The sequence below is a fragment of the Leptolyngbya sp. FACHB-541 genome (genome assembly GCF_014695875.1).
Classification (GTDB): domain Bacteria; phylum Cyanobacteriota; class Cyanobacteriia; order Elainellales; family Elainellaceae; genus JAAUTN01.
Window position 1 is genome coordinate 1 of the sequence record NZ_JACJPC010000016.1, and the last position, 14,359, is coordinate 14,359.

A 14,359-nucleotide genomic window follows, 5' to 3' on the forward strand; every position below is an offset into this window, starting at 1 on the left:
CAGCAGGTGAAAGAGAGACTTGATGCTTTAACACCAGAAGTAATCTTCTCGATTGTAGGGCGACGGTCTATTTTAGATGCCTTATCTGTAGCTGAACTTTAGAGAATTGGTATTACAAAGTCTCGAAGGGAACCCAGCATTAGACCGCCCTACGTTGATTCATGCATAGCAGAAAGAGCGTAACGCTAACTAATCTATAGCTAAGAACAACGTAGCAATGGTAAGGGAAAACCCAAAACCGTAGAAAAGCTTAAATAGAAACGTATTTGTCTTTTCAGGCAAACTGTTACCATCGAACGTTCTTGCTTCTTCTAGACGACTTAATGTTGCAAAAGCAAATATTGATAAAGAGAAAGTTCTAATGTAGGGCACAAAATTGCTAGGAATAATGTATACGTGATTTAGTAACTGAGCGGCAATAACGCCAAGTGCAGCAGGGATAAAAATCCAGGAAAGGGTTGAGAAAAGACCTTTCCTTTTGTCTTCTATATTCTTCTTAACAGTGTCAGCTTGAATATTATTACGCCACTCAAGTGATTCTTTTTCAAGGGCAGTAGGAGCAAATAATAATTGCAGTATATTTCGGAAGCCCATACTGAAGTGCCATGATTTGCCCCATAGTGTAGATAGATCCAATACAAAGCCAGGGAAAACATTTTCTCCGCTTAGCTGCTTTGGGTCTTCAAGTACTTGCTTAATTTGATTTGCTCGGTAAATCTCTACCTGGCGTTTTTGGAGATTAATTAGCCATCCTAACCGTAGTCCATTGTTGAGGTATTCCTGTATTTTTTGTCGCGATGGCTCAAGGGCGTTGTTCTCAGAAGGCAGTTCGATTAGGAAATCTGGATGGAGGAGTGAAAGTTTCTTTTGTTGTTCTGGTGTGAGTTGATTCCATTGTTCTGAAGAGGCCCAGGCTGCATCAAGAGAGTGATTGCCCCCCTCTGGTGGCCTGAAGCAGGTTAAAGAATTGAATCCCTTAACAAGTTGAGACTGTCGATTCCAGTACATCAGTTCCCTAATCAAATCTGCCTTCCAACTTTCTCCTTCCTCACCTACTAATGGCACGATGACTAATTCTCCCTGGACTGTTCGCTCAAATTTTGAGTCGCGGTGATTCTGACACAGTTGGTAGAACTGTTCATCACTTAGCTGAATGAAGGGGTTGAGGTTAAGAATAATTTGAGTCACCGTAAAGCCTCAACAGCTTGGACTTTTGTTTGTATTGTAAGCATTGTTCAGTTCGTTTACCAATCTCTGCATAGGGCTTCCCATCAAGAATAGGTATGAATGTGAGGAATGAAAATCACTTCTCAGGGCTCTTACCTTTTTAGAAGGGATCGCTGATCCCAAAGGACAGATCGTATCCGTTTGCATGACTGAAGTTTGAGCATTCAATGTTCTATTTGCAGTCTTTGAAGAATGGTTGAGATTGTCTAGAGAGCCTTTTAGATTATCTAGAGAACTTCTGAAATTGTCTGAGGAACTCCATTAAATTGTTTAGAGAGTCTCTGAGATTGTCTAGAGAGCCTTTGAACCTTCCTGGAGAATCATTGGGCTTCTCCAGAGAAGGTAGGAGATTGCTCGATCAGGGTTAGATGCGATTAATCCCAATACTGGGTCCAGTCTGGCACTTCGTTTAACTAGTGTTAAAGTTATCTAAGCGCCATAGAAACCACCAAGTACCTGACCAGAGGCAAGGCGAAATGGCCCAGAGGGTAGCGATACAAAGGAAGTCGTGCGAACATCGGCAACCAAGTCTGCCACACCGCCACGAAATACAAACAGGTCAAAGCCAAAGGAGTCTCGACGGGTTTGATAAGTTTCACCTGCGCCCAGTTGAATTAGATCTCCACGGGTGAAATCCCTGATCAAGGCATAGTCGCTGGAACCATTGAATCGATAGTATGAACCAGAGCGATCGCCTACTATAAAGCCATCGTTGTTGTTTCCACCCGTGAGGGTGTCAACTTCAAGGAAGCCTCTATAGAAATTGTCAGCACCATTAAGAATGTCGATGCCACTGCCGCCCACTAATGTGTCGCTGCCAGCACTTCCTGTGAGCGTATCATTACCGCCCTGACCATCTAGAAAATTTCCTTTGCCGCTGCCGGTAATCCGGTCGGCGGAGGGAGTGCCACGCACATGCACAAAGTTATTTACCGAGAAGTTTAATGTTCCTAAAAATGGAACATTATTCACCGTGAGTCTTTTGGCTCCCAAGTCTACGTTGAAGGATGCACTGCCGCTGCCGCTTGCCCCATCAATCGAGTTGTTTAACCCGGCTGTGCCAACGATTCGCTCAATGCTGTTCATCTGATCGACTCCCAACCCACCTTTGCTTACCCGTCCACCGGGTAAGAGGGTGACTGCACGTCCCAGAGGGCTATAGTCTGCGGTGTCGTAGCCGGTACCACCTGCCATCAGGTCATCCCCTGCAAACCCTGTCAGTCTGTCGTTTCCTCCTAGCCCAAATAAGTCATCGTTGTCATTCGTACCAAATACGCGCTCGGATAAGTTGCTACCGACGACTTGAGCCATGATTCTCTCCTGATTGATGAATTGAAAATTGCTATAAACACAAGTTGCAAAGGCTAAATGCTGTGATTCATTGCCCTGTGTTAGATGCGTTATGGTTTTCATCATGCAAGGAGAAAAGATGGAATTCATGTAGGTTTTCGGTCAATTCAATCGTCGTTTCTGGTACAACCTGGTGTTGTTTGAAGCCATGAGGATTGCCGAAAACTGCATTCAACTTGACTGGAACTAACCGTGATTTCGTGAAATTGCTTCGGTATTGTTGGAAGTATCAACCGCTAAGAGGGTTTGCCTCATGAAAACACTTACACTTTCCGGTGCTGCACCATCCTTAGCTTCGATGCCCTCTCTGGAGCGATCGCTCTTTAACTGGACACTCACTACCCTCGCCACTAGCACTGTTTTCTTTGGACTCATTGGCTGGGCAGTTTCTCAACAAGCCAATGCTGCTGAGGCTCACACAAATGGTGTAACCCAAACCCAACTTCAGTCTGAAACCATTGCTCAACAATGATGTGATAGCGATCGCCCATGAGCAAATTGATGGCGATCGCGTGTAGTCCCTCCATTTAACTCAACTCACATCTATCACTTTCTTAGTCACAAGTTCAACCTAACAGTATCTCAAGGAGACAATCATGCTTCACCATATTTCTGTCGCAGTTATCGACCCGCTGTATGTTGCCGAAGTTCTTGCTGAAATTCTTCATGGACGAGTAGTTCCTTTCCCTCCCAACCCAGGTAGTTACATCGTTTTGGCAGGGGATGAGTTTGGCACGATGTTTGAGTTTTATCCACTCGGAACTGAACTGATTCCAGATAGCTATCAGGGGCAGGCCGGATTTCAACTGAATCAGAAACCGAGCCACTACACTTCTGTTCATGCTGCAATTTCTGTGCCTGCCAGCCTGGAGGAGATTGAGCGAATTGGTGAGAAGGAAGGATGGCGCGTATTTCTTGCCAATCGAGATGGATTATTTGATGTGGTTGAGTTTTGGGTTGAGAACCGCTTGATGCTGGAGCTTTTGACTCCCTCCCTCACTCCCCGCTATCTCAGTGTTTTCAGCCCTCAACAGTTGCCAGGATTGATCGATCAGCTTGCTTTGGCAGATGCCCGTAGATGACGGAAAAAGGTTTGCAGAAAAGTGCAATCAAGTTTTCAGCTTTCGGACAGCTATTGAAGAGGAATGTGAGTTTTATAAGAGGTAGCCTCAATGCATCAATCAATTTGCATTGTCTACTGACCGTAGGAGTTTGGCTGACCGTAGGGGTTTGGCAATGCCAAATCCCTACTCAAATAATTTCCACTTTACTCATTCCCACCCATTTAATTTGTGCTTTCCCTGTTGTTAGTGAGTGGTTTATTGTGGCTAGCTGTGGTTCACTGGCAAACTCAGCAAGCTCTACGGTGGTGGTTTGAGCAGCGGCAGCGATGGCTGTGTCGAGAGGCAGAGCAGGTTCGCAACGGGCTGTTGCAGGAAACATTTGTAATGCGACGGCGGCTGGAGCTGAGCCTGGACGAAGATGGCGTGCAGCACTGGATCGAGCAGATGAAGTATCTGGATGGGCATCTGGTGCAACTGAGTGATAATCTGGCTCCACCCTATGGAGAGGTTAGCTTGCTGCTGGCAATTCGCGACTGGGCAAAACGGTTTGAGGCGATCGCCACTGAGGGGGCGCAGCAGGCGATCGCCCTGACCCTGCCAGATTTCTGGCATTCTGAACCGCTGATTCGCAGCCAGATACTTTTGACTGCACTCGATCAGTTGTTACATCTGGTTGCAACCCAGAACAATGCTGATGCGGAGATGCCAATATCAATTGAGTTACGAAACCGTCAGCACTGGGGAGAACTGGTGGTGCAAATTCACTACGCTTCGATCGAGGCTGCTCAAAAGGCGGGGCGATCGCCAGATCTGAAGTATTTGCCGCGGACCTTTCAGGTACTTGCTTCGGGATGCTGTTTTCATCGACAGCAACAGCAGACCGTTTCCTGGTGTTTTCGATGGCGGTACGCTCACGATAAGGTATAAACGAATGCAACGATGGATCGATCTGGAGGGAAAAGGGTGGCTGGGCTAAAAATCGTCGTGGTGGACGACCACGAACTGGTGTTAGACAGCACCGTCACGGTGCTTCAGCGCCAATATCCCGATGCAAAAATCAGCACGGCCCAGGCGACTGCAACAGCGCTGACGCTGATTGAGCAAACCCAGCCCGACCTGGTTGTGGTAGACCTGGCGCTGCCAGAGCAATCGGGACAGGTTTCTCGCACTGAGACAGGTCTACAACTGTTGAGAACTTTGCTCCAGCGCTTCCCAACACTAAATATTGTGGTGCAGAGCGCCAATGCAAAATCGCTGGTGCGGCTCAAACCGTCTATTAATACTCATGAGGGCGGCTTCACCATTGCTGAGAAGAGTCTGCCGCTGAAGGAAATGCTCACCAAAGTGGACTGGGCAATTCAAGGAGTCGTCTACACGCCAAGGGAGATGCGAACCGGACTGGAGATTAAGCCAGAATGGTTGGAAGTGCTGCGACTAGCGTTTCAGGAAGGCTTGCAAGACAAGGCGATCGCCGAACGCATGAGAGTCGCCGAACGCACTGTGCGCCATTATTGGACACAGGTACAGGATGCTCTGGGCGTTTATCCTGATGCGGGCAAGAATAACCGGATTCAAACTGAGATTCGCGCTCGTGAAGAAGGATTGATTGACTAAATGCGGACAGGGCAAGGCATTTGGGCGGTTCTTCAGCGTGAACTGCAGCTTTGGCGATCGGGCGCACTGCCAGGGCTAGCGGTAATCGGGCTGATTGTAGGGCTGCGGCTGGTTGGTGGGCTACAAATGCTGGAATGGTTTGCGCTAGACTATCTGCTGCGGCTGCGTCCACCTGAACCCACCGACGAACATATCCTCATTGTTGGGATCGATGAAGATGACATTCAAGCAGTAGGACAGTACCCTATCCCCGATGGCGAACTGGCAGACCTGATTCAAACCCTAAACCAGTCTGAACCTGCCGTAATTGGGTTGGACATTTTTCGAGATTTACCTCAAGAGCCAGGACATCAGCAGCTTGCAAACCTGTTTCGCACTACACCTAACCTGATTGGCATCGAGCGAATCTTTCCTCGCACGATCGCCCCTCCTCCCGCCTTGCCTGCCGAGCAGGTGGGCTTTGCCGATCTCCAGTCTGATCCAGACGGCAAGCTACGACGCAATCTATTAGGGGCTTACAATTCAGATGAGGAATTTAGCTTTTCGTTAGCCATTCGCGTAGCAGAGGAGTTTTTGGGCGATCGCAACTTACCCCTAGAGTCTGGACTCCGTGACCCCTATGCACTGCGCTTTGGCACAGCTGAACTGCCCCGGATTCAGCCCAACACAGGCGGCTACCGTAATTTAGAAAAACTAACGGACGAGGTTGACACATTCATCAACTACCGCAGCGGTGGACATCCGTTTGAAATGGTGTCGCTGCGGGCCGTATTGGCAGGTGAAGTGCCTGATGAGTTGGTGCGCGAGCGCATCGTCCTCATCGGCGTTGTTGCGCCCAGCGTCAAAGATATTATCAACACGGTTGCTGTTTCTAGTACGGCTCCCAATCCAGCACCAGGAATTGTTTACGGCGTAGAAGTGCAGGCGCACGCAATTAGTCAAATTGTGCAGGCAGCCCTCTATCAGCGTCCGCTACTCAACAGTTGGGGTGAGAGGTGGGAATATCTGTGGATTGTCGCCTGGGGAATTTTAGGCATCAGTTTAGGACGATTTTTGAGCACTCCCTGGCGCGTTGTTGCGGGACTGAGTTTAAGCTGTGCTATATTTTTGGGCTTATCCTACTGGCTTTTAATCATGGGCTGGTGGATGCCAATGGTGCCACCACTGATCATTCTACTGGTGAATGGGGCGGGGATAACCACTGCTCTGTTTTATCGATATCAGCAGGATTTAAAACAGCAGTTACGCGATCGCCAATATGTGATTGATCACACCTTTAACGCCATTCATAACGGCCCGCTGCAAACGCTATCCTTGTTGCTCAGACAGACGCAATCGGGTGATCTGGAAATTCCTCAGATTGAGGCAAGACTCAAAGATCTTAACCAGGAACTACGAGCCGTGTACGAACTGGTGCGCCAGGAAGTGTTGACCCGTGACGAAAACCTGCATCTGGCAGAAGATCAGGCGATCGCCTTGACCGAATCACTCGATGAAGTGCTTTATGAAGTGTATAGCTACACCCTCAAGCGAGAATTTGACTACTTCAAAACACTCAAATTTAGCGTCACCACCTTTGAGCCACTTGACACTACAGGGCTAACCCTTGAACACAAGCGCAACCTGGGACGGTTTCTAGAAGAAAGTTTGTGTAACGTTGGCAAATATGCAGCAGGCGCAACTCGACTAGATGTCACCTGTAAGCAAGAAGAGGGCTGGAATGTGATTCGAGTGATGGACAATGGCAAAGGATTTGACCCCACACAACCGACCACGGGCGGACGTGGCACCCAACTCGCCAAGAATCTAGAACAGCAGTTAGGCGGACAGTTTCGGCGAGAATTTGTTAAACCCAAAGGCACCCTGTGTGAGCTGAAATGGAAGGCTGCCAAGATAAAATCGCATTCTTAAACCATCCTGTTCACGAATCACATTAGGATGGCTATAGCCGATTTCTGCGCGAGGACTGTTGGATGGGTTGGTTATCTGGCATCAAGTGGAACTCTATTCACACCAAGCTGTTAGTGACTTATTGGATGCTAACCGCAATTGGGACATCATTGATGTCAGGCTACATTTTGTGGTCTTGCTACAACTATTTCATTGAAACCAGACAAGTTGACCTAGAAAACTGGAGTGGCGCTTTGGGCGAGAGTGTGGCAGATGCTCTAGAAGAGGAGGATCTTGACCGTGTGGAGTTGCTGATGCAGCGCTATGGATCGCCGGAGGCTATTACCCTTCGCATTTTAGATGTGAACGGACAACTGATTGCCACCTCTAGCCCTCAGTTAGACTCTCAAATTGAGAACTGGCTGGAAGTGAGTGGGGTTAGCGAAGCGTTGCAAAATCAAGTTGATCAGGGTCTAACCAAAGGACTTTTATCAAATGACGATCGCCTTTATATTTCCCGTCCGATCTCGCGCAATGGGCAAATGCTGGGCGTGTTGCGGATGTCGATTACGCTAGAACAACTGCAAAATCAGTTTGCCAACATCATCTGGACTGTATTAGGAGCATTGTTTCTCACGGTTCTACTGTGTACTTTGATTAGCGAATGGTTGGCTCGCAGTTTGTCCAGACCCATTCAAACCATGCAGGCTTTTGCAATTCGGCTGGGCAGCGGTCACTTTGGCGATCGCCTCACCATTCGTCAGAGCAATGAGTTAGATCAGCTTGCGATCGAGCTAAACCGCATGAGCCAACGTTTGGAGTCTCTCGATCAGGAAAGGCGCTCTTTTCTAGCTGATGTGTCCCACGAGTTACGCACTCCGATTAGTAATGTTCAGTTAACCGTAGAAGCGCTCAGAAGCGGTGCTGATGCCGAACCAGAACTGCGCGATCGCTTCTTTCAAACGGTTGAAGATGAGATCAAACGCTTATCTCAGCTAGTCTATGACCTGCTTGATCTGGGAAGACTCGAAGCCGGAGTCACATCGTTGGAGAACCGAGCGATCGCCCTTCCAGATTTGATTGAGCGAGCTGTACGAGCAATGGAAACTCGACTTAAAGCGCTAGAAATTACAATTCAGCAAAACGTAGCAAATCTGCAAATTCAGGGTGACCCAGAGCGACTGTTACAGGCTTTGCTCAACATCCTGGACAACGCAATCAAACATTCTCAACCCAACTCCCAAATTTCAATCACAGGGCAGCGTGAGGGAAAGCAGATTGTGATCAGACTTAGCGACCAGGGAACGGGTATCAGTGAGCGGGATCTGCCCCGTATTTTTGAGCAGTTTTATACTGCCGATCCTTCCCGCAAAGGCAGCAGCACGGGCTTAGGACTGGCGATCGCCAAACGCATCGTAGAAGCTCATGGCGGCAACATCACTGCAAACAGTACATTTGGGCATGGGACAACCCTGACCATCGGTTTGCCCCTGCAAAAGAGTGGGCATGAAGAGTCTCTTTCCAAGGTTGAAGTGTGAATCTTATGTCTGACCTATCTCCGTTGATCTTGACTCTAAAGCTAGATCAGAAAACCTTTAGCTATTTTGATCAGTTACGTCAGCAGCACTTCCCACCTGAAAGGAACTTTTTATCTGCCCACATTACCCTGTTCCACGCACTTCCAGGTGAACAGAAATCGAGTATTCAACAGACGTTGCAGGACTTCCGTTCTCACATCCCACCCTTAACTCTCACTTTTACAACATTACGTTTTCTCGGCAAAGGAGTGGCTGTAGAAGTTGAATGTCCTGAACTGATCCAACTTCGTCAACAGCTTGCGACCCATTGGCACGATTGGCTGAGCCGCCAAGACCAGCAGGGCTATCGCCCCCATATCACTATTCAAAACAAGGTGACTCCTGACCAGGCTCGATTGTTGTATGACCAACTCGTCAGTGAATGGAAAGCCTTTCAGGGAACAGGTGAGGGATTGTTGCTCTGGTATTACAAAGGCGGACCGTGGGAATTGGCAAACCAGTTTGATTTCAAATGATATCTATAACCCCGTGGACTAACAATTTTGCCATAGCTGGATTGGCGATCGCCTCCTTGCTCGATTATCTCATCGGTGATCCCTGGAACTGGTTACATCCCGTTCAGGTGATAGGTTGGATAATTAGCCGATATACTCACTTTACGTTAAAACTGCTCAAACATCCCTTAAGTTTGCGGATCTCAGGAGTCATTTTAGGGTTGGGAGTGATTGGCGGTAGTGGAGTTGCAGGGTGGCTAATCGTTCAGGCAGCAGGTTGGGTGCATTGGAGCGTGGCGATCGCCGTCTCATCTATTTTGCTAGCAAGCTGTTTTGCCGGACGCAGTTTGAGAACTGCTGCTCAAGATGTCTTGCAGCCCTTAAAGACTGGAGATTTAGCAACAGCCCGATCAAAACTCAGTCTGTACGTTGGACGAGATACAGCACAGCTAACAGAATCCGAAATCCTGCGGGCAGTGTTTGAAACCGTGACAGAAAATGCCACCGATGGAGTCATGGCCCCCTTGTTTTGGGCGATTATCGGAGCCTTCACCCCGATCGGCAGTGTTCCTTTTGCGCTGGCATATAAAGCCGCAAGTACGCTCGATTCAATGGTGGGCTACCGAGAAGCACCCTACACCCACCTCGGCTGGTTTAGCGCCCGTCTGGAAGATTACCTCACCTGGATTCCCTGTCGCCTGATGGTATTAACTCTCTCACTCCTATCCGGTAAACCTAAATATGTGTGGCAGATCTGCTGCCGAGATGCCCCTCAAGATCCCAGCCCCAACGCCGGATGGAGTGAGTGCGCCTATGCAGCCGTAGTCGGGGTGCAGGTAGGTGGAGTGAATGTCTACAAAGGCACTGTGAAACACAAGCCACTGTTGGGCGATTCCATTCACCCGATTACTCCAGCCCGAATTGAGCAGGCAATGGAATTAACCCGTTGGATGTTTCTGATCTGGGTGGCGATCGCCATTCTCACGCTCTGGTTGAGCTGAGAGTGCTTCTAAACCCTAACCCCCAATTCCCATAACTCATTACCTCTCAACCGCCCCCAAAGCCTTCAAAGTCGATCGCTGAATTGCCGTTAATCCGGTAACCCCAGTGATATTCATCCCCTCATAGGGTCTATCACTTCTAAGAACTTTCAAGCATTCTCCGGTTTCGATGTCCCAAAAACGAATCGTGCGATCGCCGCTGCTGCTGGCTAGTACAGACTGCAAATTGGAGGAATCAGACGTAAACAGTACTGTAAAAGTAAGCGTGTGAATCCATTTGGTATGCCCTTCTAAAACTTGAAGACATTCTCCTGTTTGGGCATTCCACACTTTAATGACTTGATCCAGGCTGGCAGTGACTAACCGTTGTCCGTTGGGACTGTAGGCGATTGCCACAATTGAGCTATCGTGTGCCTGCAATAGCCGTAAAGGTTGCCCGGTTGCTGCATCCCAGATTTGCACAGAGCCAGTACCACTATTGCTGGCTAAGACTTGCCCATCGGGACTGTAGGCGATCGCCCCACCCCAATCAAAGGTAGCAGAAAAGTGCCACGCACTATCAGCCTGGAGCACATTCATACATTCACCTGTGGCAATGTTCCACACGCGAATTCCCTGATCAACACTGTAACTTGCCAACTGTTGACCATCGGGACTGTAAATCACAGCAATCACTGGACTGCCATGATTGAACACCCGTAGACACTGACCTGAGTAAACATCCCACAACCGGATCGTGTAGTCCACGCTGCAAGTCGCCACCGTTTCACCCTTAGAGCTATAAGCCACAGACCAGACAAACCCTGCATGACCCCGCAAGATTTGCAAACACTCTCCGGTCGAAACTTGCCAGAGCCTTACCACACCGTCTACACCGCTAGTCGCCACTGTTTGATCGTCCGGGCTAAAAGCGACCGATCGCACCCAAACTCCATGTCCCTTAAGCCGTTTGATACATTGTCCGGTTTGCACATCCCACAGTTTTGCAGTCTGCTCCTCCCCGCTGCTTACCAGCGTGCGTCCGTCAGAGCTAAAGGCGATCGCCCAGATGCTATCGCTGTATCCTCGCCATGTTTTGAGGCATTGCCCGGTTGGGATGTTCCACAGCTTCAAGGTTTGTCCTTCATCACTACTAATCAGCGTCCGTCCGTCCTGACTAAACAGGGCAACTCGAACGCCATATTCATGTCCGTGCAGAGTTTTCAACAGTTGCCCGGTTTGGAGATGCCACAGTTTAATTGTTTGATCTGCGCTACAGCTTACGACCATCTCACCATCCTCGCTACAGTCAACCCACCAGACCCAACCCTGATGAGATTGGGTTTGTAGACATTCCCCGGTTTTTACATCCCACCACTTCAACTGGTTATCTAGCCCGCTGCTCATTAGCATTTTGCCATCGGGGCTAAAACACAGAAATACCAGTGGTCCGCGCTGATGCCCAGGCAACAGCTTGAAACATTCGCCGGTATGAGGATTCCGCAGCTTAATCGTGCCGTCATTGCAGGCACAGGCGAGAATTTCGCCATCAGGACTGAATCGAACGTTGGTTGTCCAGTCAAGCTCCCGGCTCAGGATAGACAACTTATCTAGATCGCGATTCCATACTCGGATGGTGCCATCGGTGATGACAATGGTTTGACCATCTGGGCTAGGTGCGATCGCCCAAACCGTTCCAGTTGGGTTATAGAGCGATCGCAAGCACCGCCCAGTTCTCGCATTCCACAGTTTCAATAGTTGATCGTCGCCACCACTGGCTAACGTCTCACCATCAGGCATAAACGTGAGTGAACGAACTGTACCGTTATGCGCCTCCCAAGTATTCAACAGTTGTCCATCCTTCAGTTGCCACAGGCAGATCTCACCCTGTGTGTCAGCCGAGGCTAGCCATTCTCCGTTGGCACTCACTGACATGATGTAGATGTGGTTAAAACTCTCAGTAAACGTCGATTTTGACAGATCAGAATGGGAGAAATCAGTATGTTGTAGAGAAACGCTCTTTAAATCTGCCTGCCAAACGATTAGCTCAGAAAAGTCATATCCGTTTAGATCTGGCTTGAACTGGTGAAGCAAGTTAATTATGTTGCCACCCATGTAACCTACCTCGATCGATAGTTTTCGACGTAATGAGGAAAGCTTTTGCAGCAACATTGTTTCCAACGCAGCGTCACTACCAAAAAGATGCAGCAGTTGAGTTGCGATCGGTTTGAGGATCAAGCTAATTTGCGCTTCTTTTACATATTCCTGAGACTGAGCTTTAATCAGTGCATAAGCTTTGAAGTGCGGAGTGGGTGTTGATGAGGCATCTCGTTCAAAGGTTGAGGGGTTCAGACTGCTTTGTTGTTCCCGCTGCGGACTTAATTCAGTGCAAACGTGCTGGATCAGCCGCTGCGTGACGTATTCCATCAAAACGGGCTGAAGTGTAAATAGGGTGGCACGCCTTTCAACTCCTGAGGATGGAGTTTGTTCAATCAGCGATCGCCGCTGCAAAGCTTCCAGTGCTTCCAGTAAGTCTGATGGCAGTAATGGAGAAAGGATGTCTGCTTGAAGGTCAGCGATCGCCACAGGTTCACGGTTGATTGCCAGCCAATACATCACCTGCTGCTCTAAAGCCGACAACCGATCAAACTGTTGGGTCAATAAGTCCTGAATATCCCCAAAAATTACACTTCTCTGTGCCAAAAAGTGAGCTACATTTCCAGCAAACAGGTCATGAATGGTGGTTGCCACAATTTTGAGCGCTAGAGGATTACCTGCATAGGCTTGAATCAGTTGTTGCCAGTCTTGTTGTGAACCCGAAAAGTTTCCTTTTGCCTGTAAGATTTCTTGCCCTTCTACTGCTGTCAATCCGTTTAGCTGAAATGAACGAACAGGAAGTGTTTTTCCTTCCAGGGTAGCCATCTCTTTGGGCTTTTCTCGACTGGTTAACAGCAAACAGCTTTGATGTTTTAACTCTCCTATTTTTTTGAACAATTCTCCATAGAGTTCAAACCCAGGGCGATAATGACCGACTCGGCTCCCACGAGTGTCCCCTGTTGCCTCTGCCAAAATCGTTTCTACATTATCCAAAATCAATAGACAGCGATGGGTTCTAAAGTGCTTCAAAAGCTGCATCATTCGCTGCTCAATGTCTTGAGAAGCAGTCAATTCAGCACTAGTTGGCAAGTAAGTCAGGCTGTTTAACAGTGAGTCGAATGTGGGTGCATTATGTAGCGATCGCCAGATCACATATTCAAACTGATGCTGTAGCTGCTCTGCTAGCTTGACCGACAAAGCAGTTTTCCCAGTGCCGCCAATACCTAAAATTGCAACTAATCGGCAGCGATCGTGAGTTAGCCATTTTTCTAAGATAGTGAGTTCTTGCGATCGCCCATAAAACACTGAAACATCAATTGCATCTCCCCAATCCTGATGTCCATCGGTTGCATTAACGTCTGCATTTGAACCCTTTACGGGTAACGTCTTGACAATGCTGCGGGTAACAGACTTCACACCTCGGTCATGCCATCGTTTCAACACAGAGCGAAAATTGTTTTTAGTTACTTTCTCATCCAATGTTTCTGAAAGTGATTGCCACAGTTGAAAGCCAACTAGCTTGACGTAATCAGCATCATAGCCAGCAATTTCAGCAATTTCAGGGTAGGTTTTGCGCTCCCAAGACTGACGGAAAATGATTTCCTGCAAATCATTGAAAACCGCTTTGCCGAAAATGGCTTCAACTGTCGCTAAAGCTTCTTCAACCGTCATGGTTTGCAGCACGAATGAGGAATTAATCAGGATGAATCTTGCACTCGTTTCTGAGTGGCATGTAAAGCTCTGTATCAAATTCTTAATCCAATCCTATACTGATCCCTCAGTTTCGCTAGTTTGCTTAATGTTATGTAACATCATGTGTCGAATTGCTAACTCAAACACCTAACTTTGACTAACTCTTTATAACTGCGATCGCCTCAAGCCTTCCCTACGATACGAACAGTTGCGAAGAAATCACAGCAACTCACATCGATAGATAAAAGGAATCATTGATTTATGACAACGACTCTACAGCGGCGCGAGAGCGCATCCCTATGGGAGCAGTTCTGCAACTGGGTGACCAGCACCGACAACCGCCTGTACGTAGGCTGGTTCGGCGTTCTGATGATCCCCACCCTGCTCTCTGCCACCATCTGCTTCATCATCGC

General features: G+C 48.3%; 11 protein-coding genes and 1 pseudogene. 9 read left to right on the forward strand and 3 right to left on the reverse strand.

Going from position 1 to position 14,359, the window contains the following annotated elements:
* Positions 1-189 precede the first annotated feature (189 nt).
* Both H6G00_RS02035 and H6G00_RS02040 read right to left on the reverse strand, forming a co-directional pair.
* Positions 190-1,188, reverse strand: coding sequence for a Uma2 family endonuclease (locus tag H6G00_RS02035; RefSeq protein ID WP_190795440.1), 999 nt, complete (start codon positions 1,186-1,188; stop codon positions 190-192).
* Positions 1,189-1,656: 468 nt separating this feature from the next.
* Complete coding sequence (locus H6G00_RS02040) at positions 1,657-2,538, reverse strand: calcium-binding protein (RefSeq protein WP_190795441.1); 882 nt, start codon at positions 2,536-2,538, stop codon at positions 1,657-1,659.
* Between the two features lie 292 nt (positions 2,539-2,830).
* Here H6G00_RS02040 and H6G00_RS02045 point away from each other — a divergent pair, with 292 nt between their 5' ends.
* From H6G00_RS02045 to cbiB, 8 genes are all read left to right on the forward strand, one after another.
* The gene (locus H6G00_RS02045; protein WP_190795442.1) at positions 2,831-3,049 is read left to right on the forward strand and encodes a hypothetical protein; all 219 of its coding nucleotides are present in this window, start codon (positions 2,831-2,833) and stop codon (positions 3,047-3,049) included.
* A gap of 124 nt (positions 3,050-3,173) precedes the next feature.
* Positions 3,174-3,659: a hypothetical protein gene (locus H6G00_RS02050; RefSeq protein ID WP_190643710.1), complete on the forward strand. Its 486-nt coding sequence runs from the start codon at positions 3,174-3,176 to the stop codon at positions 3,657-3,659.
* 210 nt (positions 3,660-3,869) lie between these two features.
* Entirely contained in the window at positions 3,870-4,568 is a 699-nt protein-coding gene (locus tag H6G00_RS02055) for a hypothetical protein (RefSeq protein WP_190795443.1), read from the forward strand.
* Between the two features lie 12 nt (positions 4,569-4,580).
* Positions 4,581-5,255 carry a response regulator transcription factor gene (locus tag H6G00_RS02060; RefSeq protein ID WP_190795444.1) on the forward strand — a complete coding sequence of 225 codons (675 nt, stop codon included), beginning with the start codon at positions 4,581-4,583 and terminating at the stop codon, positions 5,253-5,255.
* Positions 5,256-7,166, forward strand: a complete 1,911-nt coding sequence (locus H6G00_RS02065) for a CHASE2 domain-containing protein (RefSeq protein WP_190795445.1) — start codon at positions 5,256-5,258, stop codon at positions 7,164-7,166.
* A 62-nt stretch (positions 7,167-7,228) separates the two neighbouring features.
* On the forward strand, positions 7,229-8,683 hold the full coding sequence (locus H6G00_RS02070; RefSeq protein WP_190795446.1) for an ATP-binding protein: 1,455 nt from the start codon (positions 7,229-7,231) through the stop codon (positions 8,681-8,683).
* 5 nt (positions 8,684-8,688) lie between these two features.
* Positions 8,689-9,198, forward strand: a complete 510-nt coding sequence (locus H6G00_RS02075) for a 2'-5' RNA ligase family protein (protein ID WP_190795447.1) — start codon at positions 8,689-8,691, stop codon at positions 9,196-9,198.
* Positions 9,195-10,178 carry an adenosylcobinamide-phosphate synthase CbiB gene (gene cbiB, locus H6G00_RS02080; RefSeq protein ID WP_190795448.1) on the forward strand — a complete coding sequence of 328 codons (984 nt, stop codon included), beginning with the start codon at positions 9,195-9,197 and terminating at the stop codon, positions 10,176-10,178. The genes H6G00_RS02075 and cbiB overlap by 4 nt, the downstream gene beginning before the upstream one ends.
* Positions 10,179-10,217: 39 nt before the next feature.
* Here the strand turns inward: cbiB and H6G00_RS02085 are convergent, their stop codons facing one another.
* The gene (locus tag H6G00_RS02085; RefSeq protein ID WP_190795449.1) at positions 10,218-13,925 is read right to left on the reverse strand and encodes an NB-ARC domain-containing protein; all 3,708 of its coding nucleotides are present in this window, start codon (positions 13,923-13,925) and stop codon (positions 10,218-10,220) included.
* A gap of 282 nt (positions 13,926-14,207) precedes the next feature.
* Between H6G00_RS02085 and H6G00_RS02090 the strand changes: the two are divergent.
* Positions 14,208-14,359 (forward strand): annotated as a pseudogene (locus tag H6G00_RS02090) (photosystem II q(b) protein); the annotation flags it as partial.

Excerpts from the sequence above, each read along its gene's own strand:
- H6G00_RS02040 (WP_190795441.1), bottom strand. The coding sequence starts at position 2,538 with ATGGCTCAAGTCGTCGGTAGCAACTTATCCGAGCGCGTATTTGGTACG.
- H6G00_RS02045 (WP_190795442.1), top strand. The coding sequence starts at position 2,831 with ATGAAAACACTTACACTTTCCGGTGCTGCACCATCCTTAGCTTCGATG.
- H6G00_RS02050 (WP_190643710.1), top strand. The coding sequence starts at position 3,174 with ATGCTTCACCATATTTCTGTCGCAGTTATCGACCCGCTGTATGTTGCC.
- H6G00_RS02060 (WP_190795444.1), top strand. The coding sequence starts at position 4,581 with ATGGATCGATCTGGAGGGAAAAGGGTGGCTGGGCTAAAAATCGTCGTG.
- H6G00_RS02065 (WP_190795445.1), top strand. The coding sequence starts at position 5,256 with ATGCGGACAGGGCAAGGCATTTGGGCGGTTCTTCAGCGTGAACTGCAG.
- H6G00_RS02070 (WP_190795446.1), top strand. The coding sequence starts at position 7,229 with ATGGGTTGGTTATCTGGCATCAAGTGGAACTCTATTCACACCAAGCTG.
- H6G00_RS02075 (WP_190795447.1), top strand. The coding sequence starts at position 8,689 with ATGTCTGACCTATCTCCGTTGATCTTGACTCTAAAGCTAGATCAGAAA.
- cbiB (WP_190795448.1), top strand. The coding sequence starts at position 9,195 with ATGATATCTATAACCCCGTGGACTAACAATTTTGCCATAGCTGGATTG.
- H6G00_RS02085 (WP_190795449.1), bottom strand. The coding sequence starts at position 13,925 with ATGACGGTTGAAGAAGCTTTAGCGACAGTTGAAGCCATTTTCGGCAAA.